22 protein-coding genes and 1 pseudogene are annotated in these 25,096 nt (G+C 59.0%); 10 read left to right on the top strand and 13 right to left on the bottom strand.

Annotated elements, in window-relative coordinates:
• Positions 1-7: 7 nt before the first annotated feature.
• The 4 genes from V6F78_RS04635 to V6F78_RS04620 form a co-directional block, all read right to left on the bottom strand.
• Positions 8-1,303, bottom strand: coding sequence for an MFS transporter (locus V6F78_RS04635; protein WP_094990761.1), 1,296 nt, complete (start codon positions 1,301-1,303; stop codon positions 8-10).
• A gap of 54 nt (positions 1,304-1,357) precedes the next feature.
• The gene (locus tag V6F78_RS04630) at positions 1,358-2,317 is read right to left on the bottom strand and encodes a sugar kinase (RefSeq protein ID WP_048377573.1); all 960 of its coding nucleotides are present in this window, start codon (positions 2,315-2,317) and stop codon (positions 1,358-1,360) included.
• The gene (locus tag V6F78_RS04625) at positions 2,310-3,092 is read right to left on the bottom strand and encodes a sugar phosphate isomerase/epimerase family protein (protein WP_047274490.1); all 783 of its coding nucleotides are present in this window, start codon (positions 3,090-3,092) and stop codon (positions 2,310-2,312) included. The genes V6F78_RS04630 and V6F78_RS04625 overlap by 8 nt, the downstream gene beginning before the upstream one ends.
• A gap of 75 nt (positions 3,093-3,167) precedes the next feature.
• Complete coding sequence (locus V6F78_RS04620; protein ID WP_047293584.1) at positions 3,168-4,193, bottom strand: LacI family DNA-binding transcriptional regulator; 1,026 nt, start codon at positions 4,191-4,193, stop codon at positions 3,168-3,170.
• Positions 4,194-5,019: 826 nt separating this feature from the next.
• Here V6F78_RS04620 and V6F78_RS04615 point away from each other — a divergent pair.
• The 6 genes from V6F78_RS04615 to V6F78_RS04595 all read left to right on the top strand — a co-directional run bounded on the left by V6F78_RS04615 (position 5,020) and on the right by V6F78_RS04595 (position 13,394).
• Entirely contained in the window at positions 5,020-6,462 is a 1,443-nt protein-coding gene (locus V6F78_RS04615) for a serralysin family metalloprotease (RefSeq protein ID WP_047293422.1), read from the top strand.
• Between the two features lie 58 nt (positions 6,463-6,520).
• Entirely contained in the window at positions 6,521-6,916 is a 396-nt protein-coding gene (locus tag V6F78_RS22400; RefSeq protein WP_047293420.1) for an AprI/Inh family metalloprotease inhibitor, read from the top strand.
• Between the two features lie 153 nt (positions 6,917-7,069).
• Entirely contained in the window at positions 7,070-8,824 is a 1,755-nt protein-coding gene (locus V6F78_RS04610) for a type I secretion system permease/ATPase (protein ID WP_332726714.1), read from the top strand.
• On the top strand, positions 8,821-10,152 hold the full coding sequence (locus V6F78_RS04605; protein WP_047274505.1) for an HlyD family type I secretion periplasmic adaptor subunit: 1,332 nt from the start codon (positions 8,821-8,823) through the stop codon (positions 10,150-10,152). The genes V6F78_RS04610 and V6F78_RS04605 overlap by 4 nt, the downstream gene beginning before the upstream one ends.
• A 61-nt stretch (positions 10,153-10,213) precedes the next feature.
• Positions 10,214-11,533 (top strand): TolC family outer membrane protein, encoded by a 1,320-nt coding sequence (locus V6F78_RS04600; RefSeq protein ID WP_254658317.1) that lies wholly within the window; start codon positions 10,214-10,216, stop codon positions 11,531-11,533.
• Between the two features lie 13 nt (positions 11,534-11,546).
• The gene (locus V6F78_RS04595; RefSeq protein WP_332726713.1) at positions 11,547-13,394 is read left to right on the top strand and encodes a polyurethane esterase; all 1,848 of its coding nucleotides are present in this window, start codon (positions 11,547-11,549) and stop codon (positions 13,392-13,394) included.
• Between the two features lie 47 nt (positions 13,395-13,441).
• On the opposite strand, the gene V6F78_RS04590 is transcribed toward V6F78_RS04595, so the two are convergent.
• Positions 13,442-15,076, bottom strand: a complete 1,635-nt coding sequence (locus V6F78_RS04590; RefSeq protein ID WP_047274510.1) for a methyl-accepting chemotaxis protein — start codon at positions 15,074-15,076, stop codon at positions 13,442-13,444.
• A 289-nt stretch (positions 15,077-15,365) separates the two neighbouring features.
• On the opposite strand from V6F78_RS04590, the gene V6F78_RS04585 reads away from it, so the two are divergent.
• Together V6F78_RS04585 and V6F78_RS04580 are read left to right on the top strand one after the other, a co-directional pair.
• The gene (locus V6F78_RS04585) at positions 15,366-16,196 is read left to right on the top strand and encodes an undecaprenyl-diphosphate phosphatase (RefSeq protein WP_332726712.1); all 831 of its coding nucleotides are present in this window, start codon (positions 15,366-15,368) and stop codon (positions 16,194-16,196) included.
• 35 nt (positions 16,197-16,231) lie between these two features.
• Entirely contained in the window at positions 16,232-16,630 is a 399-nt protein-coding gene (locus V6F78_RS04580; RefSeq protein WP_047293582.1) for a DUF1294 domain-containing protein, read from the top strand.
• 17 nt (positions 16,631-16,647) lie between these two features.
• On the opposite strand, the gene V6F78_RS04575 is transcribed toward V6F78_RS04580, so the two are convergent.
• Positions 16,648-16,992, bottom strand: a complete 345-nt coding sequence (locus V6F78_RS04575; protein ID WP_047293580.1) for an MmcQ/YjbR family DNA-binding protein — start codon at positions 16,990-16,992, stop codon at positions 16,648-16,650.
• An 11-nt stretch (positions 16,993-17,003) separates the two neighbouring features.
• Positions 17,004-17,912 (bottom strand): LysR substrate-binding domain-containing protein, encoded by a 909-nt coding sequence (locus V6F78_RS04570; protein WP_047274514.1) that lies wholly within the window; start codon positions 17,910-17,912, stop codon positions 17,004-17,006.
• 127 nt (positions 17,913-18,039) lie between these two features.
• Between V6F78_RS04570 and V6F78_RS04565 the strand changes: the two genes are divergently transcribed.
• Positions 18,040-18,651 carry an FMN-dependent NADH-azoreductase gene (locus V6F78_RS04565; RefSeq protein WP_332726711.1) on the top strand — a complete coding sequence of 204 codons (612 nt, stop codon included), beginning with the start codon at positions 18,040-18,042 and terminating at the stop codon, positions 18,649-18,651.
• A 172-nt stretch (positions 18,652-18,823) separates the two neighbouring features.
• The gene (locus V6F78_RS04560) at positions 18,824-19,858 is read left to right on the top strand and encodes an alpha/beta hydrolase family protein (protein ID WP_047293410.1); all 1,035 of its coding nucleotides are present in this window, start codon (positions 18,824-18,826) and stop codon (positions 19,856-19,858) included.
• Positions 19,859-19,946: 88 nt separating this feature from the next.
• Here V6F78_RS04560 and V6F78_RS04555 read toward each other — a convergent pair whose 3' ends face one another.
• The 6 genes and pseudogenes from V6F78_RS04555 to V6F78_RS04530 form a co-directional block, all read right to left on the bottom strand.
• On the bottom strand, positions 19,947-21,533 hold the full coding sequence (locus V6F78_RS04555; protein WP_080960212.1) for an ABC-F family ATPase: 1,587 nt from the start codon (positions 21,531-21,533) through the stop codon (positions 19,947-19,949).
• Between the two features lie 20 nt (positions 21,534-21,553).
• Positions 21,554-21,751, bottom strand: a pseudogene (locus tag V6F78_RS04550) (site-specific integrase); the annotation flags it as partial.
• Positions 21,752-22,045: 294 nt separating this feature from the next.
• On the bottom strand, positions 22,046-22,756 hold the full coding sequence (locus V6F78_RS04545; protein ID WP_238933906.1) for a helix-turn-helix transcriptional regulator: 711 nt from the start codon (positions 22,754-22,756) through the stop codon (positions 22,046-22,048).
• An 8-nt stretch (positions 22,757-22,764) separates the two neighbouring features.
• Positions 22,765-23,490 carry an amino acid ABC transporter ATP-binding protein gene (locus V6F78_RS04540; RefSeq protein ID WP_203305115.1) on the bottom strand — a complete coding sequence of 242 codons (726 nt, stop codon included), beginning with the start codon at positions 23,488-23,490 and terminating at the stop codon, positions 22,765-22,767.
• Positions 23,491-23,599: 109 nt separating this feature from the next.
• Positions 23,600-24,310 (bottom strand): ABC transporter permease, encoded by a 711-nt coding sequence (locus tag V6F78_RS04535; protein ID WP_047293403.1) that lies wholly within the window; start codon positions 24,308-24,310, stop codon positions 23,600-23,602.
• Positions 24,307-25,026, bottom strand: coding sequence for an ABC transporter permease (locus V6F78_RS04530; RefSeq protein ID WP_048377635.1), 720 nt, complete (start codon positions 25,024-25,026; stop codon positions 24,307-24,309). The genes V6F78_RS04535 and V6F78_RS04530 overlap by 4 nt, the downstream gene beginning before the upstream one ends.
• Between the last annotated feature and the right edge of the window lie 70 nt (positions 25,027-25,096).

The following is a 25,096-nucleotide window of genomic DNA, read 5'->3' as shown; positions in this document are numbered from 1 at the left end:
CTTCAATTCAAGAGTGAGCCAGACGCGCCGTGGCGCTGACTGTCGACGCGGCCGGGTCTTTGGACGCGGGTTTGAGCATGACCGTGAGCAATACCGAGATCAGCAACGCACCGCTCATCAACAGGTAGGACGCCCCCGGGGAGCCGGTTTCGCTGTTCAGGTAGCCCACCAGATAGGAACCGGAAAATGACCCAAGCGCGCCCATGCTGTTGATCAACGCCATGGCCCCGCCTGCCACGTTGGACGGCAGGATTTCCGGGATGATCGCGAAGAACGGGCCATACGGTGCGTACATGCAGGCCCCGGCAATCACCAGCAACGTGTAGGACAACCAGAAGTGCTCTGCACCTAATGCGTAGGAACCGTAGAACGCAACCGAGGCAATCAGCAGCGGCGGCCAGACGAAACGCTTACGCTTTTGCAGTTTGTCTGAGCCCCACGACACGCCGAGCATGGCGATGACGGCGGCCAGGTAGGGCAGGGCCGACAGCCAGCCGGCCTCGATCATGTCCATGTGCGCGCCTTGTTTGAGAATCGACGGCAGCCACAGGACAAACCCGTAGACGCCGATGCTCCAGCAGAAGAACTGCAAGGCCAGCAGGATGACTTTGGGGGAGCGGAAGGCCGCGGCGTAGTTCTTGACCGGGGCCATGCCGACTTGCTCGGCATCGAGCGCGCGTTGCAGGTCCTGTTTTTCCTGGGTGCTGAGCCACGTGGCTTCGGCAGGGCGGTCATCGGCCAGTCGCCACCAGATGAACGCCCAGATCACTGCGGGCAGCCCTTCGACGATGAACATCCAGCGCCAGCTGTAATGCTGCACCAGGTAGCCCGAGACCACGGACATCCAGAGCATGGTCACCGGGTTGCCGAGGATCAGGAAGGTATTGGCCCGGGAGCGTTCGGCGCGGGTGAACCAATGGCACAGGTAGACCAGCATAGCGGGCATGACGGCGGCTTCCACCACGCCGAGCATGAAGCGAATGGCGATCAGGCTGTAGGCGTTGGACACCACGCCCGTGAGCGTGGCCAGACCGCCCCAGAGAATCAGGCTGACAAAAATCAACTTTTTGACGCTGTTCTTCTGCGCATAAATGGCCCCCGGCACCTGAAAAAAGAAGTAACCGAGGAAAAACAGCGCCCCCAGCAACGACGACAGGCCGGGGGTGATGTGCAGGTCTTCGGCCATCCCGGAGGCGGCGGCAAAGCCGTAATTGGCCCGGTCCAGATAGGCCAGGCTATAGGTGATGAATACGATCGGCATGATGTACCACCACCGGCGGGCAGCGAGTGTTAGCGATTGCATGGCGTAGCTCCTGAGCTTGTTGTTTTTGTCGCAGCAGGTCACGGGTGCAGCACGTTACGCAGGTAAAGCGGTTGCAGTGAGGTCGCGCCCCTCCAGCTCGGCGCGGGTCGGCAGTCCTTCCATGTCGCCACGGCTTTGCACGGCGCGGCTGCCAATCCAGTTGCCGCGCTGCACTGCCTGTTCGAAGCCAAGGTTTTCCAGCAGGGCACTGATCACGCCCACCGCAAAGCCGTCGCCGGCGCCGACGGTATCGATCACCACCTCCACAGGCACCGCTGGCACGAAGCCCTCGGTGTCGGTGGTGCGGTAATAAGCCCCTTTTGGGCCCAGTTTGATGATGACCGCTTCTGCGCCCTGATCCAGATAGAAGCGCGCAATGTCTGCCGGGTCATCGCGCCCGGTCAGCAAGCGGCCTTCACTCAGGCCCGGCAATACCCAATCGGCGTGGGCGGCGAGGGCGTTGATGTCGCGGATCATCTGCTGTTCGCTGGCCCACAGAGACGGGCGCAGGTTGGGGTCGAACGACACCGTGCGCCCGGCCGCGCGCATGCCTTGCATGAGCTCGAAAGACAATTCGCGGCAACTGGCCGACAGCGCAGGGGGGATGCCCGTGGCATGCAAGTGGCCAGCGCCGAGCAATTGCGGGGTGATGGCGCTGCGGTTCAAGTGACTGGCCGCCGAACCGCGGCGAAAGTATTCCACTTGCGGGTCACTGCCATCGTCAACCCGGGACTTCAACTGCAAGCCCGTGGGGTGCTGCGGGTCGGTTTCAACGTGCTGGCAATTGAGGCCTTCGGCTTGCAACGTGGCGCGCACAAACCGCCCAAGGGAGTCAGCGCCCACACGGCTGAGCCACGCGACATTGAAGCCCAGCCGCGCCAGCCCGATGGCGACGTTACTGTCGGCCCCAGCAATGCGCTTGTGAAAGCGCTCGACCTGCGCCAGATCGCCGGTCTGTTCGGCCACCCACATGGCCATGGTTTCGCCAAACGACAACACATCGACCTTAGACATGGCTCAACTCCCGTTGCGCTGCGCCGAGCGTCGCCAGGGTGTCGACATGCACTTTTGTTAGCCATTGCAGGTCATTGCCTTGCAGGGGGTATTCCACTGCGCGGGTCAGACCGGGCCGCATATGCGGCAGAAACTGCTCCCACATCTGCAGGTCGGTGGCCGTTGGCGGCGTCGCAATCAATTTGCCATCCGGGCGCCGGGCGACACCTTTGCAGTGCAAGTAGGTGACATGACGGCCCAGCAAGCGGGCGGCGGTGCTGGCCGATTGGTCTTGCCACTGCCAGTTGCCGATGTCGAAGGTCATGCTGATGGGGGCTTGCCGTTGATCCACTGCATCGAAGAACCGCTGCAGGGGTTCGATGCGTCCGCCCTGGGAGGTCTGGTCATTTTCCACCAGCAGGTTGACCGGTTGTTGCTTGAGGCAGGCGGCCAGGGTGTGTAAATCGCACTGCTCGGTGTAGTAGCCAAGCGACACCTTGAGCCAGGCCGCACCAAAAGCATGGGCCTTGTGCAGGGTCGCCAGCAGCAGAGGATTGGGCCGTGTCTGTCCCGCTTGCCACAGTTCCAGAGGCGATGAATACACACACTCCAGCCCTTGAGCGGCCACTGCTTCAGCGAAGGACGACGGGTCTTCGTCCGTCAGCAGCTCTTCACGCAGTTCGATGCGCCGGGCACCGGCATTGGCCAGTAATTCAATAAAACTGCCTTGGCCGCGTTGGCGAACCAGATCGGCTCCGTAGCTCGACAAACTGATGGAAACGGGGAATGTAGTCATTGTTATTAATCTCTGAAACCGGTTTCATTTTTATGCGTCAAGGACTGCCAGGCGGGTTGCGTCTTGGCAGCGCTGTCAGGAGTGGGGGCGTAGGGTCGAGCCGCGCACGATCAGTTGCGCAGGAAAATCCAGGGCTTGAGGTGCTGCGGTATCGCCGCGCAAGCGCTTGAGCAGGCATTCGAAGGCGCTGGCGCCGATGGCTTGGGTCGGTTGCGCCAGAGCGGTAATCCCCGAGCCCACCAGCGGGAACCAGTCAAGGTCATCCAGCGCAATCAGGCCGATGTCTTCAAACAGGTGGCGGTTCAGGTCGCGCAGCACCTGAGTGGCGGCCAGCGCGGCCACGCCGTTGGCGCAGAACAGCGCCTTGGGGCCGGTGCCGGGGGTGTCCAGAAACTGTTGGATGCGAGACCGCAGTTCAGGGCCGGTTTCAATCACCGTGCCTTGCAGTGAGGGGCAGTCGTTGAGTTGCGCGTTAAAACTGGCGATGCGCTCCAGGCGCGAGCTGGTGCCATCAGCGGGTTCGCTGACCATCAGCAGGTCGCGAAAACCCTGTGCTTGCAGGTGTTGCAGCGCGGTGCGCACCGCCCCGGCGTTATCCAGCCCCACCAGATCCGCATACAACTGCTCAACGTTACGGTCGATCAATACGATGGGCATTTCTTGATGCAGCGCCTGCAGGACGTCAGGTTGATGGCCCAGCGTGTTAAGAATCAGCCCTTCGATGTTGTAGGCTCGCAGAGCAGCCAAGTGCTGGCTTTCCTGCTCATCACTGCGGTCGGTGTTGCACACCACCAGGTTGTAGCCGTGCTCCCGGCAGGCGGTTTCGACGCCGTGCATGACGGCGATGGAATAGGGGTTACGAATGTCTGCGACCAACATGCCGATCAGGCGGGTACGCCCGCGCTTCAGACCGCGCGCCATTTGATTGGGGCGGTAGCCCAGCGCTTCGATTGAACGCTCGATGCGTTGCGCGGTGGCTTCGGAGAGCAACGCCCGATCCTCGCCGATAAAGCGCGAAACACTGGCCTTGGACACACCGGCGTGCAGGGCAACATCGAGCATGGTGACGCGGGAGCGTTGAGCGGCTGAAAAACTGTTCACGGCCTGAACCTTGTATGGGTTGTTATCGCAGGCGGTCTCGGCACAGGGTCTGAAACCGGTTTCAGGAAAACTCAAATCACCTCTGATCGTCAAGTGCCGTTTGTAGGACAACATGTGCATGGGGCTCGCCCAGCCTGTGACACAGGGGGCTGGTGGCACGGCGGGCCATCCACCCTCAACGTGCTCTTAATCAAACCGCCCAGTGTCGGATTCGACTTAAAGGTGAACGGTTGTGGCTTATCGCACTTAAACAATTGCTTTAAGAAGGCACACTGTCATACAGGCGTGTAGTTGGCCAGAAGTGTGGACGATGGTTAAAAGTTGATGCGCCTGAAACTTACACATAAGCGACGTTTTTTATACGTGGCCTGCGGGGGGGGGAGTTGTTCATTGTGTCGTTTATGAAGTTTGGAAGGTGGTGGTGATATGACAAGCGGCTTTTGATCGGCAAACGCTTACATGGCGATGGGTTTGCAGCTGGCCAACTCTGTAATACGAGTGAGCAGGCTGGAAGTTTAAACAAAAATGAACTGACCAATCGGTCACACCATGAACCTTAAGCGCTGTATTTGTTTGTGGCGATATTCCTACGGCGAATATAGCCAGCATCCTTAAAACTTTAAGGAAAATGCTTTCAGTAGAAGTTCCAATGTTTACGGCTACTTACGGAAAAGTCGTTTATTGACGTCAAAAAAGTGCTGGACTGAATATTTCGAAGTGTGTCAACTTCGCCCGGCCAATAAACGGCGAGTGATAGGACGATCTCGCCATGGGATCGTCTATATCTGTCAAAAACTTTTCTACTGCTAAACAAGGAACTGTTTACATGTCGAAACTTAAAGAGAAAGCAGCGCTGTCCGTCAACCCGACGTTTGCGGCCAACGGCACCAGTTCTGCCTTCACCCAAGTGGATAACTTCAGTCATTTCTATGACCGCGGTAATCACCTGGTCAACGGCAAGCCATCGTTTACGGTCGATCAGGCCGCTGACCAACTGACCCGCAGTGGCGCCAGTTGGTACGACCTCAATGGCGACGGTGTGATCAATTTGTCCTACACCTTCCTCACGTCTCCACCGCCGGGCTATGCCTCCCGTGGTCTGGGCACTTTCAGCTCGTTCTCCGGGCTGCAAAAGGAACAGGCCAAGCTGTCGCTGGAGTCATGGGCCGATGTGGCCAAAGTGACCTTCACTGAAGGCCCGGCGGCACGCGCTGACGATGGTCACATGACCTTCGCCAACTTCAGCGCCAGCAACGGCGGGGCTGCGTTTGCCTACCTGCCGAACAGCTCGCGCAAAGGCGAGTCGTGGTACCTGATCAACAAGGACTACGACGTCAACAAAACCCCGGGGGAAGGCAACTACGGGCGTCAGACCCTGACCCACGAGATCGGTCACACCCTGGGCCTGTCACACCCCGGCGACTACAACGCCGGTAATGGCAACCCGAGCTACCGTGATGCCGTGTATGGCGAAGACACCCGTGCTTACAGTGTCATGAGCTACTGGAGTGAGAAGAACACCGGCCAAGTGTTCACCAAGACCGGGGAAGGCGCTTATGCGTCGGCGCCACTGCTCGATGACATTGCTGCGGTGCAGAAGCTGTATGGCGCGAACATGGAAACCCGCGCCGGTGACACCGTTTATGGGTTCAACTCCACGGCTGACCGCGACTACTACAGCGCCACTTCGGCCACCGACAAGCTGATTTTTTCGGTGTGGGATGGCGGCGGCAATGACACGCTGGACTTCTCGGGTTTCAGCCAGAACCAGAAAATCAACCTGGCCGCCGGTTCGTTCTCTGACGTGGGCGGGATGACCGGTAACGTGTCGATCGCTCAAGGCGTGACCATCGAAAACGCCATTGGGGGTTCGGGTAACGACCTGTTGCTGGGCAACGCGGCCTCCAACCTCCTCAAGGGCGGTGCCGGCAACGACATCCTCTACGGCGGTGGCGGGGCAGACAAGCTGTGGGGCGGGAGCGGTTCGGACACGTTTGTTTACCGTGAAGTGTCTGATTCGACCCCCAAGGCGGCCGATACCCTCATGGATTTCCAGACAGGGCTCGACAAAATCGACCTCACCGGGATTACTCATCTCAGCGGGTTGAATTTCGTCAATGCGTTCACCGGTCAGGCGGGTGATGCGGTCGTCAGCTACAACCAGGCCAGCAATGCTGGCTCGCTGCAAGTGGACTTCAGCGGACACGGCGTCGCCGATTTCCTGATCACCACCGTCGGGCAAATGGCAACTTACGACATCGTCGCGTAGGGCTGTCGGTAAACGGGCAGCGCGCAAGCGCTGCCCTCTGGCACTACGCCGAGGTCTCATGAACACTGCATACCGTTTTATACGAGCAATGGGCTGTGTAGCCGCATTGCTGTTGACTACCACAGAGAGCGCCATGGCCAGTTCGCTGATGTTATTAAACCCCGCACAAGTGGCGGGCAGGTGGACGTTTTATGTGAAAGGAGGCGAACAGGACGCGTGCACAGTCACGTTGAAAAAAGACCGGACCTTCAGTGCGCAGGCTCGCTGTTTACAGGCGTGGTTGGGCCGAACCCCGACCCGGTGGTCGCCCACGCCGGATGGCCTCTTGCTCATTGGAAAAGATGGGTCGCAGCCAATCTTTTTGGAGTTGCGAGAACCGGGTTGCTATGAAGGCTCAGTCGATGGCACTAAAACCCTGGTGATGAAACGCACGCACTTACAAAGTGTGGATTAGCGCAATCATACCAGCGCCGTTATTCAGGCCGGATCAGTTGTGCCCGTAAACGCCGGATCAGGCCTGCACACATAACAACATTGAACGGCAACAAGGCGACTGGCAGGCACTCGCCAGTGCCTGTGGACGTGGTTTATTGATCAAGGAAGGTTCATGAAGCGGCTGAAAAGCAGTCCCGTCGCGCCCCTCATACAGATATTGGCCGACTATAAAAAGATTCTCATCAGTGTCGGGTGTTTTACGGCCCTGATTAACATCCTGATGCTCGTGCCTTCTATTTATATGCTCCAGGTGTATGACCGGGTGCTGTCATCACAGAACACCACCACGCTGGCGATGTTGTCCTTGATGGTGGTGGGGTTCTTTATCTTTATCGGCACGCTGGAAACCGTTCGCAGTTTTATCGTGATACGCATCGGCAGCCAGTTGGAGCGCCGTTTCAATCAGCAGGTGTACCGTGCCGCGTTCGAGCGCAACCTGTTCAGCGGCCAGGCCCATGCCGGTCAGGCGCTGGGCGACCTGACCCTGATTCGTCAATTTGTCACCGGCCCGGCGTTATTCGCTTTTTTCGATGCGCCGTGGTTTCCGGTGTACCTGTTTGTGATTTTCATGTTCAACACCTGGCTGGGGGTTTTTGCCACGGCGGGTGCCGCCGTGTTGATCGCCCTGGCCTGTGTCAATGAAGTCATGACCCGCAAATCCCTGAGCCAGGCCAGTGTGTTTTCGCAACAATCCAGTCAGTTGGCCACCAGCCATTTGCACAATGCCGAGACCATTCAGGCCATGGGCATGCTGGGCGTGTTACGTAAGCGCTGGTTCAACGTCCATTCGCGCTTTCTGACCGAGCAGAACAAGGCCAGCGACACCGGCGCGGTCATCGGCTCGGTGAGTAAAACCCTGCGCCTGTGCCTGCAATCGCTGGTGTTGGGGCTGGGGGCGTTGTTGGTGATTCAAGGCGACATGAGCGCGGGCATGATGATCGCCGGTTCGATTCTCATGGGCCGTGTGCTCAGCCCCATCGACCAGCTGATAGCCGTCTGGAAACAGTGGAGTTCCGCCAAGCTGGCCTACCAGCGGCTGGACGGTTTGTTGCGTGAGCACCCGGCGGTGGAAGAGAACATGGCGTTGCCTGCGCCCAAGGGCCACCTGAGTTTCGAAGACGTCAGTGCGGCGCCTCCGGGCATTCGTCTGCCGACCCTGCATCACGTCAGTTTCAGCCTGGTGGCGGGCGAGGTGTTGGGGGTGCTCGGGGCTTCGGGCTCCGGCAAATCGACTCTGGCCCGGGTACTGGTCGGCGTCTGGCCGACCCTGGCGGGCACGGTGCGTCTGGACGGGGCCGATATCCACCAATGGGACCGCGACCAACTTGGGCCTTATATCGGCTATTTGCCGCAAGACATTGAACTGTTCAGTGGCTCCATCGCCGACAACATCGCGCGGTTCCGCGACGCTGACCCGCAACAGGTGGTGGCGGCGGCCCGGCAGGCCGGGGTCCACGAGATGATCCTGCGCTTACCAAACGGGTACGACACGCTGCTGGGGGATGATGGCAGCGGCTTGTCCGGCGGCCAGAAACAGCGCGTGGCGCTTGCCCGCGCGCTGTACGGCAGCCCGAGCCTGGTGGTGCTCGATGAACCCAACTCCAATCTGGATGCCGTGGGCGACGCGGCACTCACCCGTGCCATTGCCCAGCTTAAGGCACAAGGCTGCACTGTGGTGCTGGTGACGCACCGTTCTGCGTCGTTGGCGCAGGCCGACAAACTGCTGGTGCTCAACGAGGGCCGCACCCAGGTGTTCGGGCCGAGCGCCGAGGTGCTCAAGGCGCTGACCGGCGCCCAGCAACAACAGGCGGCCGCCACTGGCATCCCTCGCACCCATCAGGCACAGACGCGCAGCAGCGGCGCATGAGCAAGGACGCACGCATCATGAACAATCAACAACAGTCGCAAGCCATGGAACGTGGCGCCGGGTTTTACGTGCGCATGGGCTGGATCCTGACCCTGATCGGCGCAGGCAGTTTCTTTGCCTGGGCCAGCCTCGCGCCGCTGGACGAAGGCATTCCGGTGCAGGGCACCGTGGTGGTGTCGGGTAAACGCAAGGCCGTCCAGTCCCTGGGCGCGGGGGTGGTCAGCCAGATTCTGGTGCGCGAGGGCCAGGCGGTGCATCAGGGTGAACCGCTGTTTCGCCTGGACCAGACCCAGGTCCAGGCGGATGTGCAATCGTTACGCGCGCAGTACCGCATGGCGTGGGCCAGCACGGCGCGCTGGCAGAGTGAGCGCGACAACTTGCAGCAGGTGAGTTTCCCGCCCGAATTGAGCAATAACCCCGACCCGCGGCTGGCGCTGGTGCTTGAAGGTCAGCAGCAGCTGTTCAGCAGCCGTCGTGAAGCCTTTGCCCGCGAGCAATCCGCGCTCAAGGCCAGCATCGAAGGCGCGACCCGGCAATTGGCCGGCATGCGCCGCGCGCGGGGAGACCTCACCGCTCAGGCCGATTCCCTGCGTCAGCAGTTGAACAACCTGCGGCCGCTGGCGGAAAACGGCTACATCCCGCGCAACCGCCTGATGGAGTACGAGCGCCAGTTGTCCCAAGTGCAACAGGACGTGGCGCAAAACACCGGGGAAAGCGGGCGTATCGAGCAGGGCATTCTTGAGTCGCGCCTCAAGCTGGCGCAGCACATCGACGAATATCAAAAGGAAGTCCGCACTCAACTGGCTGACGCGCAACTCAAAAGCCTGACCCTTGAGCAACAACTGGCGTCCGCCGGGTTTGACTTGCAGCACAGCGAAATTACCGCGCCGGCAGACGGAATTGCGGTGAATTTGGGGGTACACACCGAAGGCGCAGTGGTCCGCGCCGGTGAAACCCTGCTGGAAATCGTGCCCCAAGGGACGCGACTGGAAGTCGAAGGGCGCCTGCCGGTGAACCTGGTGGATCGGGTGGGCAGCGAGTTGCCGGTGGACATTCTGTTCACGGCATTCAATCAGAGCAGTACGCCCCGGGTGTCGGGCGAAGTCAGCCTGGTCTCGGCCGACCAGCTGCTGGATGAGAAAACCGGCATGCCGTATTACGTGCTGCGCAGCTCAGTGAGCGACCAGGCGCTCGAAACGCTCAACGGCCTGGTGATCAAACCCGGTATGCCGGCGGAGATGTTCGTGCGCACGGGCGAGCGTTCACTGCTCAATTACCTGTTCAAACCACTGTTGGATCGCGCAGGTTCTGCGTTGACTGAGCGATAGGAAATTGCGACGTATGAAAGCAGCTTCAAGAGTGTGCCTGGGGTGGGCGTTATGGGCGGCAATGACTGCCGGCGCGCAGGCGATGGGACCGTTTCAAGTGTACGAACAGGCGTTGCGCAACGATCCCGAGTTTCTCGGGGCGATTGAAGAGAGAAACGCCGGTCAAGAGAACCGCCTCATCGGCCGGGCGGGTTTGCTGCCCAAGTTGTCTTACAGCTACAACAAGGGGCGTAACCATTCCAAAGCCACTTACCTGAATGACCAGGGCAACCGCCACGAAGACCGCAACTACAACAGTTATGGGTCGACGTTCTTGCTCCAGCAGCCACTGATTGACTACGAGGCGTACGCCAATTACCGCAAGGGCGTGGCGCAAACGCTGTTCGCGAACGAGACATTTCGCAGCAAGAGTCAGGAACTGTTGGTACGCGTCCTGACCCATTACACCCAGGCCTTGTTTGCGCAGGATCAAATCGATAACGCACGGGCGAAGAAAAAAGCCTACGAGCAACAGTTCCGACAAAACGAGCACATGTTTCGTCAGGGTGAAGGCACCCGTACCGACATTCTTGAAGCCGAATCGCGCTACGAACTGGCCACCGCCGAAGAAATTCAGGCCCAGGATGAGCAGGACGCGGCGTTGCGCGAGTTGGGCGCCCTGATAGGCCAGCCGACGGTCGATATCGATCAGTTGATCCCCTTGGCACCCGGCTTCAACCCCTTCGCGCTGGAGCCCGGTAACTTTTCGACATGGCACGAAATCGCCCTGGCCAATAACCCGGTGCTGGCCTCCCAGCGCGAAGCCCTGGACGTGGCGCGCTACGAGGTTGAGCGCAACCGGGCCGGGCATCTGCCCAAACTCAATGCTTACGCCAGCGTGCGCAAGATGGAGTCCGAAAGCGGTAATACCTACAACCAGCGTTATGACACCAACACCATTGGCATTGAAATCAGTCTGCCCCTGTATTCGGGCGGTGGCGTATCGGCGTCCGTGCGCCAAGCCCGCAGCAACCTGTCGCAGGTCGAATACGAACTGGAAGGTAAAACCCGGGAAACCCTGATTGAGTTGCGTCGCCAATTCAACGCGTGCCAGTCGGGGGTCAGCAAACTACGGGCGTATCAGAAAGCCCTGACCTCAGCCGAGGCGCTGGTGGTCTCGACCCGGCAAAGCATTCTGGGCGGAGAGCGGGTCAACCTCGATGCCCTGAACGCTGAGCAGCAGCTCTACAGCACGCGCCGCGATCTGGCACAAACGCGCTACGACTACTTGTTGGCATGGACCAAATTGCATTTTTACGCAGGCACCCTGCGTGAGCAGGACCTGGCGAAGGTCGATGAGGCCTTTGTGCCGCGCGCTGGGGCGCAGCCGATTCATCCGTGAGGAGGGCAAGAACATGGCAGTGTTTGACTACAAACACGTGGGCAACAGCGCTTCAACGGCACTCGTTCAAGACGCACTGGCCCTCACGTTGTACAGCTATCACAACCTCGATCACGGGTTTGACGCGGGGTATCAGAAGCACGGGATGGGCGTCGGTTTACCGCTGACGCTGGTCACGGCCGTGTTGGGCGGGGTGGATTCGCAAGGCGTGGTGCCGGGCATCCCGTGGAACCCTGACTCGGAAAAACTGGCTCGCGAGGCCGTTGAGAAGGCCGGATGGACGCCCATCAGTGCCGGGCAGTTGGGGTATGCCGGCAAAGTGGATCATCGCGGTACCTTTTATGGCGAGCAAAAAGGCTATGACACGGCACAAGTCGAAATCATGGGCAAATATGCTGCCGATGGGCAGTTGACGTCCATCGGCATCGGGTTTCGCGGCACCAGTGGCCCGCGCGAGTCGTTGATTACCGATGCCCTTGGCGATGTCATCAGCGATCTGCTGGCTGCCTTCGGCCCCGACGATTACGCGCGCCAGTACACCGGCCAGGCGTTTGACGGGTTGCTGGGCAGCGTCGCCACGTTTGCCCGGGCACATGGACTGAGCGGCAACGATGTACTGGTCACCGGCCATAGCCTTGGCGGGCTGGCGGTCAACAGTCTGGCCGACCTGAGCAACGAACGCTGGGCCGGGTTTTATCGCGAGGCGAACTACATTGCCTTCGCCTCGCCCACGCAAAGCGAAAGCACGCAAAACGTGCTGAACATCGGGTACGAAAACGACCCGGTGTTCCGGGCGCTGGACGGATCGGACTTCACCTTCTCGTCATTGGGCGTACACGACGCGCCCCAGCCGTCGGCGACCAACAATATCGTGAGCTTCAACGACCATTACGCGTCCACGGCGTGGAATGTGCTGCCGTTCTCCATCGTCAATGTCTCGACCTGGATCAGCCATCTGCCCAGCGGCTATGGCCACGGCCTGAACCGCCTCCTTGATTCGGCGTTTTATCACCTGACCCATAAAGACGCGACCCTCGTGGTGGCCAATTTGTCCGGCCCGGCGCGGGAAACGACTTGGGTGCAGGACCTCAACCGCCATGCGCAAGCGCACACCGGCAGCACGTTCATCATCGGCAGCGACAGCGATGACTTGATTCAGGGTGGGCGCGGCAATGATTTTCTGGAGGGCCGCGACGGCAATGACACCTTTCGTGACAGTGGCGGCTACAACATCATTCTGGGTGGCCAGGGCGTCAATACGCTGGAGTTGCAACGCGCACTGCACACGGTTGAGGTGGTGAACGACGGGCATGGAACGTTGTACGTGCGCGACACCGACGGCGGTCTCAGCCTGACCCGTGACCTCAGCCAGTTGGTGAGCGATGAAGCCGGGTGGCTGGGCATTCGTCAGCCGGTTACGCACCGGATCGCCGATGATGGGCTGTGGGCGGGCACTCAGCGCAGCGACTATGCCCATTCGGTGAACGGCGGCCTGCAGAGCAGTACGCTCAAGGCCACAACACCAGGTGACTGGCTGATCGGGCAGGGTGCCGATGACCGGTTGATTGGCACGCTGGGCCAGCATGTGTTTATCGCAGGCGGCGGCGATGATCGGCTGGAGTCAGCGGGCGGCAACAACACGTTTGTGTTTAGCGGCCATTTCGGTCACGACTCGCTGCTCGGTTATCAGCCCACCGACAGGCTCGTGTTCCTGGGCGTGGAAGGTGGCTACGATGCGGATTACCGGGCCCATGCCCGTGCCGCGGGAGCTGACACGGTGCTCAGTTTTGCTGACAGTTCGGTGACGTTGGTGGGCGTCGGGCTAGCCACGCTGAACGGCGCAGAGATCGTGATTGCGTGAACGCGGGGAGAACAGCGGCGCAGGAAAACCCTACGCCGCTGTAGTGTTTACACCTTGAACTGGCGCAGTAACTGGTTGAGTTGCACGCTTAGTTCTTTGAGGTGCAGGCTGGCCACACTGGATTGCTCGGCCGCCTGAGCGGTGCTTTGCGACAAGCCGGCGGCTTGCGTCACGTTCTGGTTGATGTCTTCTACGACATGCGACTGTTGCAGCGTTGCACTGGCAATCGACGCGTTGAGGCCGTTCAGGTTGGTGAGCGCCTGACCGATACTGCTCAAACTTTGCCCGGCCTGCGTGGCTTGCTCGATCGTCAGCTGGGAAGCACGGCTGCTGCTGGCAATGACGTTGACGGCCGCTTCAGAGTGTTTTTGCAGCCCCTCAATCATGGCCTGGATGTCCGCGGTCGACTTTTGCGTACGTTGGGCCAGCAAACGCACTTCGTCCGCCACCACCGCGAAGCCGCGACCCTGCTCACCCGCGCGCGCCGCTTCAATGGCCGCGTTCAGGGCCAGCAAGTTGGTTTGTTCGGCAATTGAGCGGATCACTTCCAGCACCGTGCTGATGTCTGTGGTTTGCGAGGCCAGCGTGCGAATCACCTCCACCGCCTGACTGATCGTGCCGGACAGGTCGTCTATCTGCTGCAAGCTGCTGTCGATGTTGTGCTGGCCCTGTTGCGCCTGGTCCTGCGCGCCGCGCATTTCGCTGGCCGCGTGTTCGGCGTTTTTGGCCACGTCCTGCACGGCGTAACTGACCTCGTTGATCGCCGTGGCCACTTGATCCATTTGCAGCGCCTGTTGCTGACAACGCTGCTGGGCCTCGCTGGCATCGTGGCCCATTTGCGTGGACGACTGATCCAGCGCCGTGGCCGTGGACTGCAAATGACCCACCACATTGCGCAATTTGGCAACAAAGCCATTGAAGTGTTGCGCCATTGAGGTCAGTTCATCCTGGCCGTGGGTGTCCAGGCTGCGGGTCAGGTCGCTCTCGCCGCTGGCAATGTTGGCCATGGCCTGCACGGCTTCTTGCAGGGGCCGCACGATGCTGCGGGCTATCAGCGTCACCAGCGCGGCCATGATCAACGCAATGCCCAGCCCGACCCAGCAGGCTCTCCAGACCTGGCCCCAGAACTCGGCCTGCATGTCGTCGATGTACACGCCGGAGCCGATGACCCACCCCCAGGGCTCAAATAGTTGCACGTAGGACGTTTTCTGCACCGGGGCGTCAGAGCCCGGTTTCGGCCAGCGGTAATCGACCATGCCCGCGCCCTTGGTTTTGGCCAGCGTCGCCATCTCGTTGAAGAGCGCAAAGCCGTCAGGGTCTTTGATCGCAGAGAGGTCTTTGCCATCGAGCTTGGGGTTGGTGGGGTGCATGACCATGTAGGGGCGCAGGTCATTGATCCAGAAGTAGTCGTCGTGGTCGTAACGTAACTGCCTTACCACAGCCAGCGCCTGCTGTTGCGCGGCTTCACGGCTCAAGGTGCCGGCCGTTTCAAGCCCGTGGTAGTGGTTCAGGATGCCGCTGGCCGTCTGCACCACGTGTTGGGTCTTCTGCACTTTGCCCTGATAGAGGTCTTCATGGATCTGTTTAAGCATCAACAAACCCAACGCCAGCAGCATGGCCATGGCCACGAGTAAAATCAGCCACAAACGACGACTGATAGACAACCTGCGTAAGGTATTCATAGAACGGTCACTCCTTGTTTTTCTTCTTGTCGTCGACACTCATGGGCATCCAAGCATGCTTTGCGGGCGTGGCCCATGCGACTTGCGTCTAATGTCATAGCAGCGAAAAGTGAATGTGTCTGATAGGATCTCGGCCGAAACGGGAAAACCTGTAAGTTTCTTGATTTCTGACACTTTTTTCACATCGCACTGGCGAAAATCCACGCGTGTGACCCACCTGCGGCAGCGGTTGCACACACTCACATTTCAATAATCAGTCCGGCACGATGCGGGGCTTCATGGGGGAACAATGGATCTTTGGACTGCCGCACAGGCGTTGATACTCGGCGTGGTAGAAGGCCTGACGGAATTTTTGCCCATCTCCAGTACAGGCCACCAGATCATCGTCGCAGACTTGCTCAATTTCGGTGGTGAGCGAGCCATGGCGTTCAACATCATCATTCAGCTCGGTGCCATCCTGGCCGTGGTCTGGGAGTTCCGGCGCAAAATTCTGGACGTTGTCACCGGGTTGCCCACACAGCCCAAGGCGCGTCGTTTTACGGTCAACCTGATGATCGCCGTGCTGCCCGCCGTGGTGCTGGGCATTATCTTTGCCGACACCATTCACCACTACCTGTTCAACCCGATCACCGTGGCTGCTGCGTTGGTGATTGGCGGGGTGATCATGCTCTGGGCGGAACGCCGTGAGCACGTGATTCACGCCGAAACCGTCGATGACATGACCTGGAAAGACGCGGTAAAAATCGGTTTTGCACAGTGCCTGGCCATGATCCCCGGCACCTCGCGGTCGGGCTCGACGATTATTGGCGGCTTGCTGTTCGGGTTATCGCGCAAGGCGGCCACTGAGTTTTCATTCTTTCTGGCCATGCCGACCATGGTCGGGGCGGCGGTGTACTCCGGTTACAAATACCGTCACTTGTTTCAGCCTGACGATTTGCCCGTCTTCGCGATTGGCTTTGTGACCTCGTTTGTTTTCGCCATGTTTGCAGTGCGTGCGTTGCTCAAGTTCATTTCCAACCACAGTTACGCGGCGTTTGCCTGGTACCGCATCGCGTTCGGGTTGTTGATTCTCGCGACCTGGCAGTTTGGCTGGATTAACTGGACGGCGGCGGCTGCGTGAACAAATCAGTCCGAGAACGTCGCGAATACGTGGGCATGCCTGAGCGTGGCAACGGCCCGATCCGCGGGTTGAAGTTCAAGCTCGTTATTTTTGCAGCGCTGTGCGCGTTGCCTCTGGGCGGCGCGGCGACATTGTTGATTACCGGGGTCAGCCGCGTACCGTTACTGATCTATCTGGTCACCAGCGTGCTGGCATTTGGTCTGTACGGGTATGACAAGCAGCGGGCCAAAACCGGCCAGTGGCGCATCCCGGAGAAGGTCTTGCACGGCGTTGAGCTGTTGGGGGGCTGGCCCGGCGCGTGTGTGGCCCAGCAACTGTTGCGCCACAAGACGCGCAAGGTCTCGTTTCAAATCTGGTTCTGGCTGATTGTGGCCTTGCACCAGGCGATCTGGATCGATGTGCTGTTTTTGAAAATGACCCTGCTGGACTTGTAGCTCTGAGCCAAAGCGCGTCAGAGCAGTAACCCGATCTGACGCTTTTTTGGCAGTTTGGCTACCACCAACTGGTGGGCGCGGCGCAACAAGTCTTGCAGCTCTTCGGCGCTCATGGGGTAGGGCGGCTGCATATTGATCCAGTGCGCCCGTGCCAAATACGGGGAGGGGCGTATACCGGGCCGATCGACATACCCCAGAAACAGCTCTTTCTCCACCTTGAACGACAACCCGTCCTTATTCAGGTTGAACAGCGCAAACATCTTGCTCTGGTCGACGTAAAACACCTGCACGCCTCCCCATTTGATGTCTTCTTTGACACCGGGCAACTGACGGCAAAAATCAGCAATCTCGTCCTTGTTCATCCTGTTGGTGCTCATAGCAGCTTGTCTCCACAGCGTTCGAATGATTCAACCAAATGTTCCATCCAGGCGCGTACGGCGGGCATCACCCCGCGCCGATGCGGGTAAACGGCATGTAGCCACCCCCCCGGCAATGACCAGTTGGGCAGCAACTGTACAAGCTGGCCTGTTTGCAATTCCTGTTCGCAGTACATCATGGGCAGTACGGTAAACCCCAAGCCCGACAGGGTGCAGGCTTTGCGCACGATGAAATCATCGATGCCCAAGCGCGCTTCCAGTACCAGGTCACAGGGGCTGCCCAACTCATCGAGCATGCGCAAGTGAACCATGCGGTCGGCTTCAAGCGCGCCCAGCACGGGCACGTGCTTCAAATCGTCCGGATGTTCGATGGACCATTGGCTGGCAAATGCCGGGCTGGCGACCATGACGGTTTGCGCCTGCCGCAATCGACGGGTAGCCAGCAGCGGGTCTTCGTCCCCCAGCTCACGCACGCGCAGGGCCACGTCAATGCCCTCGGTAATCAGGTCGACACGGCGGTTGAGCAGCAGCATTTCAAGCTGCACATGAGGGTAGGTGCGTAAAAAGGCGCTGATGACGTCAGGCATGAATTCATGGGCCAGCCCCACGGGGCATGACACCCGCAACGGGCCACGCGGCTCGCTGGACATACTGGCCACGGCTTCGTCTGCCATTTCCGCTTCCAGCAGCATCGCCTGACAGTGGCGCAGGTAACGTTCGCCTACGGCCGTCAGCTTGAGTTGGCGGGTTGTGCGTTGTAACAAGCGAGCGCCGAGGCGATCTTCAAGTTCGGCCACGCGCCTGGACAACCGGGATTTCGGAATCCCCAACACGCGTCCAGCGGCGGCAAATCCACCGGCTTCCACCACTTTGGCGAAGTAATACAGATCGTTCAGGTCTTGCATGACGCGCTCACTGTCCTACAGGTGGGACGAACTATCGCATGAGTGGCGACTTATCGTCGATTGCTTTCATGGGTAGCATCCTCCCCACTTGATCGCCGGGCGGCGGTCCTCACCTCTGGAGATCACCATGAACGTTTTGCACATCGATTCGAGCATCCTGGGCGACAACTCGGCATCCCGTCAGTTGAGTCGTGCCGTGGTCAACGCCTGGCAAGCGGCTGATCCTGATCTTAACGTGAGCTATCGCGACCTGGCGGCCGAAGCCATCGACCACTTTTCGGCCGCTACGCTGGTGGCTGCCGGTACCGCCGCTGAACTGCGCGATGCGGCCCAACAACACGAAGCGCAATTGAGCGCCGACACCCTGGCACAGTTCCTGGCCGCCGATGCTGTCGTGATTGGGGCGCCGATGTACAACTTCACCATTGCGACTCAGCTCAAGGCGTGGATTGACCGCATCGCTGTTGCCGGTCAGACATTTCGCTACACCGACGCCGGTCCTGAAGGCCTGTGCGGCAATAAAAAAGTGATTGTGGTGTCGACGTCGGGCGGTTTGCACGTCGGTCAGCCGACCGGGCTGGCCCATGAAGACTACTTGAAGGTCATGCTCGGTTTTATGGGCATCACCGATGTGACGTTCGTTCGTGCCCACGGTCTGGCTTATGGCGATGACGTTCGCAGCAAAGCCATGAACGATGCTCATGCGCACATAACTGGAACGTTGTTCAGCGCAGCGTAAGCTTGCGGCACAGTGTCACCCGCTAAACTCTGTATTCTGGCTGTCAGCAAATGGCCCGGGTACGGAGTTTTTTGCATCTTGAGCCAAGGCCCTGGCCTGAACCATGCTTGGCACCCGTACTTAAGTTCAGGTGTGACAAATACCGGTTAAACGCCTTCAGCGGTGAGCGATCATGGTGCGTGCGTGTGCGCTTCTCATGCTTTTTTTGGCTTGCAGCCCTTGGGCGGTGCAGGCCGAACCGTCCCTGCACTGGAGTGTCGGGTTTCATCGGCTCACGTTTCTCGATCCGCTCGATGACCGACCGATGCATGCCATTGCCTTCTATCCATCCACCGGTAAAGAAGGGCGCAGCACGATTGGCGCTTATCAAATGGATGCCACGCAAAACGCCCGCATAGCGAAGGGCCGCTATCCGTTGTTGATGCTCTCCCATGGCAACACTGGCACACCGCTGGCCTTGCATGACCTGGCCACCGCGTTGGCGCGCAAAGGGTTTGTCGTGGTTGCGGTGCTGCACCCGGGGGACAACGATAAGGACCACAGCCGGTTGGGCACGCTGAGCAATCTATACGGCAGGCCGATGCAAATATCAGCCGCCATCGACGCGACGTTACAGGACAGTCGCTTGTCGCCCTACGTCTTGCCCGATGCACTCGGGGTGATTGGCTATTCGGCCGGCGGTGAGACGGCGCTGATCCTGGCCGGTGCGCAGCCTGATCTGGAGCGGCTGAGGCGCTATTGTCAGGAGCGGCCAGGGGATCGTGATGCGTGTACGACCCAGGGTGAATTGATTGCAGACCGGGACGACCTTGCCCCCGTGGCGGATGTTCGCGTTCAGGCGCTGTTATTGCTGGCGCCGCTGAGCCTTATGTTTGGTCGGCAAACCCTTGCCGACGTGCATGTACCTGTCCTGCTTTACAGTGGGGATGGCGATAAGTTGGTGTTTCCGGACAAAAACTCGGATGCGCTGGCTCGCAAACTGCCTACAGCGCCTGAGTTCAAAGTCATACCGGGCGCTGGGCACTTTGTGTTCATGGCGCCCTGCACCGATGAGCAGATGGCGACAATGCCCGGTTTGTGTACCGACGCCGAGGGTGTGGATCGGGAGGACATTCACCGTGATCTTATTGACGAAGCAGGGCGATTCTTCCGTCAGTCATTGATAAACAGTGCTCACAATGGGCTACGTACGGCTGACCACAGATGAGGCGCAGGATCGTCCGCGCACAACATGAAAAACCCGTCACGGGGACGGGTTTTCAAGATGACGGGCTGTAATCAGGGGGGGTGTGAAATCAGAACACCACACCCTGGCTGCGCAGGTAGTCATCGTAGGTGCCGCTGAAATCGATCACGCCACTTGGGCTCAGCTCGATAATGCGCGTGGCCAGCGAGGAAACGAACTCGCGGTCATGGCTGACGAACACCAGCGTACCGGGGTAGTTTTCCAGCGCCAGGTTCAAGGCTTCGATGGATTCCATGTCCAAGTGGTTGGTCGGTTCGTCCATCACCAGTACGTTCGGTTTTTGCAGGATCAGCTTGCCGAACAGCATGCGGCCTTGCTCACCACCGGAAATCACTTTGACCGACTTCAGGATTTCATCGTTGGAGAACAGCATGCGGCCCAATGTGCCACGTACCATTTGCTCGCCCTGCGTCCACTGACCCATCCAGTCGAAGAGGGTCATGTCCTCTTCAAAATCGTGGGCGTGGTCCTGGGCGTAGTAACCCAGCTCAGCGGCTTCGGTCCACTTCACAGTGCCCGCATCCGGGGTCAGTTCGTTGACCAGCGTGCGCAGCAAGGTGGTTTTACCGATACCGTTCGGCCCAATGATCGCGACGCGCTCACCGGCTTCAATGGTGAAGCTGAAGTCTTTGAACAGCGTTTTGCCGTCAAAGCCTTTGGCCATGTGCTCAACGATGACCGCCTGGCGGTGCAGCTTTTTGGTCTGCTCGAAGCGGATGAACGGGCTGACGCGGCTCGACGGCTTGACCTCGGCCAACTGGATCTTGTCGATCTGCTTGGCACGCGACGTCGCTTGCTTGGCTTTGGAGGCGTTGGCCGAGAAGCGGCTCACGAACGATTGCAGTTCGTTTATCTGGGCTTTCTTCTTGGCGTTGTCCGACAGCAGTTGCTCACGGGACTGAGTGGCAACCGTCATGTACTCATCGTAGTTGCCCGGGAACAGGCGCAACTCGCCGTAGTCCAGGTCGGCCATGTGGGTGCAGACGCTGTTCAGGAAGTGCCTATCGTGGGAAATGATGATCATCAGGCTGTTACGCTGGGTCAGCACGTTTTCCAGCCAGCGGATGGTGTTGATGTCCAGGTGGTTGGTCGGTTCGTCGAGCAACAGCACTTCAGGATCGGAAAACAGTGCCTGAGCCAGCAGAACACGCAGTTTCCAGCCCGGTGACACTTCGCTCATCGGACCGTTGTGCTGTTCAATGCCGATACCCAGGCCCAACAGCAGCTCGCCGGCGCGCGACTCGGCGGTGTAGCCGTCCATCTCGGCAAATTCGGTTTCCAGCTCTGCCACGGCCATGCCGTCTTCTTCGGTCATCTCGGGCAGGGAGTAGATGCGGTCGCGCTCAGCCTTGACCTTCCACAGCTCTTCGTGACCCATGATCACGGTGTCGATCACGGTGAATTCTTCGTACGCGAACTGATCCTGGCGCAACTTGCCCAAGCGCACATTCGGCTCAAGCATCACCTGGCCACCCGACGGCTCAAGATCGCCACCCAGGATTTTCATGAAAGTGGACTTGCCGCAACCATTGGCACCGATCAAACCATAACGGTTGCCTGCGCCGAACTTGACTGAAACGTTCTCGAAAAGCGGCTTGGCGCCGAATTGCATCGTGATGTTAGCTGTGGAGATCAATTACTTTACCTATCAATAGCTTAGAGAGCGCGTATTTGGGCTGGGATCAATTTGGGACCCCTTTGGAGTTTCTCAAGCTCACTCCAGTCGGAGCTTGAGTTGATCCATCGCGCATAAGTCGACAGCAACATTTGGACGCTGTGGCCAAGCTGCTGAGAAATGAATGCGGGGTGTTTCATGCCAGACATGCCGCGCATTGTCGCATAGGTGCGATGACAGATGCACTGCGGCCGGTCGTGCAGACCCGGTTTTCAGGGGGCGATCGCTGTTCGTGAGGCCAATACAATCGCTCAGGTTTCATAACGGGCGAGGGTGGCTCAACTCGCTGCGCACTTATCCCTGAGCTTTTGATTAGCCTGATGCTCTTAGTCAGGTGCGAGATATCGAGCTGTTCATCGGTTTAAGCCGCCGTTGCGTCGTTCAGTGATTTGGCCCGCTCGATCCGCGTTGGCCCCGCCCTCTGACTTCTGGAGCATGCAGGAGGGATTGAGTGTGGGGGCCGGGACAGCGGCCTATTCTTTAGGTGTGGCTTTCAAATAGTTGTAAACCGTTGCACGGGAGATATCGAAATACTCACTGAAATAATCGATGAAATTACGAATATCAAGCAGTCCGGCGGCGCGGGCGTGCGCCAGGGTCAACATGATTTCGGTACGGCCGAATTCGCTTTGCCGCACGTTTTGCTTAACGGATATCGCCTGGACGATGGCATTGAGCTGTTCTCGCCAGTCGGTCCTGAACAAGGGCGCTGGACGTGCCTGAGGCTGTACGCCCACCACATAGCCGCTCAGCAGCTTTTGCACTTGGGTTAACACCGTCACATCGAAGTTCAGGCACAGCAACGCTGCAACCTGCCCGTCCGGGCCGCGAGCAGCAATCGAAATTGAGCGCAAGACGCGGTTGTTCGGGGCGGCTTTCTCATAGGGGCCGATGACGTCCAGCCCTTTATCCAACTCGGGCAGGTCTGTAATCAATGAGGCGTCGCCGACCTTGCGCCTGGAAAAGCCGTTCGCTATGTGCGCGATCTGTCCGCTGCGAAGATCGTGGACCACAGCTTCCAGGTCTGGGAAAAGCAGGGCGGCAATGCCGTCTGCTGTAGCGTTCATGAAAGCGATATTGATCATAGGAGGCAGACAGTACGTGAAAGTTGAGAGGGGGAATTGTACGCAATCGACCTGTGATTGACAGGTGACCCGCAGGCTTGAACGGCGCATGCTTTTCATCGATGAACTCAACGGTGGATTTGCGCCAGAAACGCTCGCGCCCGATCGCTTTCAGGCGCGGTAAAAAAACGTTCGGGAGGCATGTCTTCGACAATGCGGCCCGCGTCGAGAAACAGTATCCGGTCAGCAACTTGACGCGCGAAGCCCATTTCGTGTGTGACACAAAGCAGTGTCATGCCTGTTTCAGCCAGCTTGACGATAACCTCCAGCACTTCGTTGACCATTTCCGGATCGAGCGCCGAGGTGGGTTCGTCGAATAACATGATTTTTGGCTCCATGCACAGCGCCCGGGCAATCGCCACCCGTTGTTGCTGGCCGCCAGAAAGCTGGCTTGGGTATTTGTTGGCCTGATTCTCGACCCCGACTTTGCTCAAATAATGCCGCGCCTGTTCTGCGGCCTTCTGATGGGACAAGCCGCGTACCGAGATCGGGGCGAGGGTGCAGTTTTGCAGAACAGTCATGTGGGGGAAGAGGTTGAAGCTCTGAAACACCATGCCGACTTCGCGCAGCGCCAGGCGTCTGGCTGGCGAAGGTTTAGTCAGATCGGCACCCAATGTACGGATGACACCCTCTTCGGCAACCTCCAGGTGACTGATGCAGCGAATGAGGGTCGATTTACCCGAGCCGGACGGTCCGCACAGCACAATACGCTCGCCTTGCTGCACCGTCAGGTCGATGCCGTGTAGCACTTGAAAAGGGCCATACCATTTGTTCAGCCCGCTGATGTGTACCACGGTTTCTCGGGCGGTCAACGCTGAAATCGACTGATGCTCTGACGCTGTAATGACGGATTGCATGGCATAGGCCCTCAATAAGTGTGCAGGTTGTTGAGTGGCGTTCGAGTCATCCGGCATGTTTGCTCAGCGACTGTTCAAGCCATTTGAGCGCACGCCTGACCACTTCGACGATCAGCAGGTACAGCAGCGCCGCCCACAGATAGACCTGGAAATCGAAACTGCGCGAGAAGGCCAGTTTGGCCACACCCATCAGGTCATAAAGGGTGACCAGCGAAGCGAGCGCGCTGGCTTTGATCATCAGGATCAGCTCGTTACCCAACGGCCTGACAGCGACCAGCAACGACTGCGGCATGATGACTTTGAAGAGCGTGATTCGACGGGGCAGGCTGAGGACTTTGGCGGCTTCGCGTTGGCCCTGTGCCACGGCCATCAAGGCTCCGCGCAGGATTTCGGCCTGATAGGCTGCCGTGTTCAAGGTGAATGCCAGCAAGGTGCAATACCAGGCATCCCGGAAAAACCACCACAGCCCTGCCGACTCCCAGAAATGTTTGAAGGAGCCAAGGCCGTAATACAGCATGAACAGTTGAGCGAGCAGCGGCGAACCACGGAAAAAATACACATAGACGCCGCTCAAGCCGCGTAGCAGGCGATGGTCAGATAACCGCCCAAGGGCAATCACCAGACCTAGCAGCATCCCGAGGGTGAACGACATCACCACAAGTTTGCCGGTTACCAGCAGGCCGTCGATAAAGCGCGGACCAAAGCGTTCAAGGAGCTGAGGGTTGAAAAACAGGTTCAGCCATTCATCGGGAGTCATGGCTGTGCACTCCGTTGGTGACGGTTGAAGTACTGTTCGAGAAAGTGGAACAGACGCCCGGACAGCGCCGAGAAAAACAGGTAGCCAAAGCAGGCCACGGTGTAAAACAGCATGGGCTCCTTGGTAACGCTAACGGCCAGACTGGTCTGACGCATCAGGTCGACCAGCGATATCGTCGACACCAATGAGGTCTCCTTGAGCAGCGCCAGCCAATTGTTTGACAAGCCCGGCAAGGCCACGCGCGCCAGTTGCGGGAGCAGCACGTTGCGAAACGTCGTGCTTTTGCTCAAACCCAGCATCCTCGCCGCTTCAAACTGGCCTTTTGGTATGGCCTTGAAGGCGCTTAACCAGACTTCGCTCGAAAACGCAGCAAATACCAGGCTGAAGGCAATCATCGCCGCGACGAATGCATTGATTTTTACGTCGGCTGGGTAGCCCAAAGTGGCAAGGAGCTTCTGTGCCCCGATCTGACAGCCGTAGTAAATGATCAGTAAGGTCAGTAGCTCCGGCAATCCGCGAAATACGGTGGAAAATGCTGTGGCGCACAGGCGTAGCCAGCGTCGCCGGGAACGAGCGGCAAACGCCACGCCCAGGCCCAGGGGCAAGCCCAACGGCACACAACTCAAGGCCAGTGCGAGTGTAACCAGAGCACCCACCAACAAGGCCGCCCCCCAACCACCGCTGGCAAAGGATAACAAGGTCAACTGCTCAGGCATGCCCGAACCCTCTTGCGTGAAACATGAGGAGCATGACGTCGTCGCGCTAAATGGCAGCGCGAGGCGAGGT

Source organism: Pseudomonas sp. ESBL9, from assembly GCF_036668715.1.
GTDB lineage: Bacteria > Pseudomonadota > Gammaproteobacteria > Pseudomonadales > Pseudomonadaceae > Aquipseudomonas > Aquipseudomonas lundensis.
This window is presented reverse-complemented; position numbering and strand designations above follow the sequence as displayed.

Coding starts and splice junctions, on each gene's coding strand:
- V6F78_RS04635 (WP_094990761.1), bottom strand. CDS start 1,303: ATGCAATCGCTAACACTCGCTGCCCGCCGGTGGTGGTACATCATGCCG.
- V6F78_RS04630 (WP_048377573.1), bottom strand. CDS start 2,317: ATGTCTAAGGTCGATGTGTTGTCGTTTGGCGAAACCATGGCCATGTGG.
- V6F78_RS04625 (WP_047274490.1), bottom strand. CDS start 3,092: ATGACTACATTCCCCGTTTCCATCAGTTTGTCGAGCTACGGAGCCGAT.
- V6F78_RS04615 (WP_047293422.1), top strand. CDS start 5,020: ATGTCGAAACTTAAAGAGAAAGCAGCGCTGTCCGTCAACCCGACGTTT.
- V6F78_RS22400 (WP_047293420.1), top strand. CDS start 6,521: ATGAACACTGCATACCGTTTTATACGAGCAATGGGCTGTGTAGCCGCA.
- V6F78_RS04610 (WP_332726714.1), top strand. CDS start 7,070: ATGAAGCGGCTGAAAAGCAGTCCCGTCGCGCCCCTCATACAGATATTG.
- V6F78_RS04605 (WP_047274505.1), top strand. CDS start 8,821: ATGAGCAAGGACGCACGCATCATGAACAATCAACAACAGTCGCAAGCC.
- V6F78_RS04600 (WP_254658317.1), top strand. CDS start 10,214: ATGACTGCCGGCGCGCAGGCGATGGGACCGTTTCAAGTGTACGAACAG.
- V6F78_RS04595 (WP_332726713.1), top strand. CDS start 11,547: ATGGCAGTGTTTGACTACAAACACGTGGGCAACAGCGCTTCAACGGCA.
- V6F78_RS04590 (WP_047274510.1), bottom strand. CDS start 15,076: ATGAATACCTTACGCAGGTTGTCTATCAGTCGTCGTTTGTGGCTGATT.
- V6F78_RS04585 (WP_332726712.1), top strand. CDS start 15,366: ATGGATCTTTGGACTGCCGCACAGGCGTTGATACTCGGCGTGGTAGAA.
- V6F78_RS04580 (WP_047293582.1), top strand. CDS start 16,232: ATGCCTGAGCGTGGCAACGGCCCGATCCGCGGGTTGAAGTTCAAGCTC.
- V6F78_RS04575 (WP_047293580.1), bottom strand. CDS start 16,992: ATGAACAAGGACGAGATTGCTGATTTTTGCCGTCAGTTGCCCGGTGTC.
- V6F78_RS04570 (WP_047274514.1), bottom strand. CDS start 17,912: ATGCAAGACCTGAACGATCTGTATTACTTCGCCAAAGTGGTGGAAGCC.
- V6F78_RS04565 (WP_332726711.1), top strand. CDS start 18,040: ATGAACGTTTTGCACATCGATTCGAGCATCCTGGGCGACAACTCGGCA.
- V6F78_RS04560 (WP_047293410.1), top strand. CDS start 18,824: ATGGTGCGTGCGTGTGCGCTTCTCATGCTTTTTTTGGCTTGCAGCCCT.
- V6F78_RS04545 (WP_238933906.1), bottom strand. CDS start 22,756: ATGAAAAGCATGCGCCGTTCAAGCCTGCGGGTCACCTGTCAATCACAG.
- V6F78_RS04535 (WP_047293403.1), bottom strand. CDS start 24,310: ATGACTCCCGATGAATGGCTGAACCTGTTTTTCAACCCTCAGCTCCTT.
- V6F78_RS04530 (WP_048377635.1), bottom strand. CDS start 25,026: ATGCCTGAGCAGTTGACCTTGTTATCCTTTGCCAGCGGTGGTTGGGGG.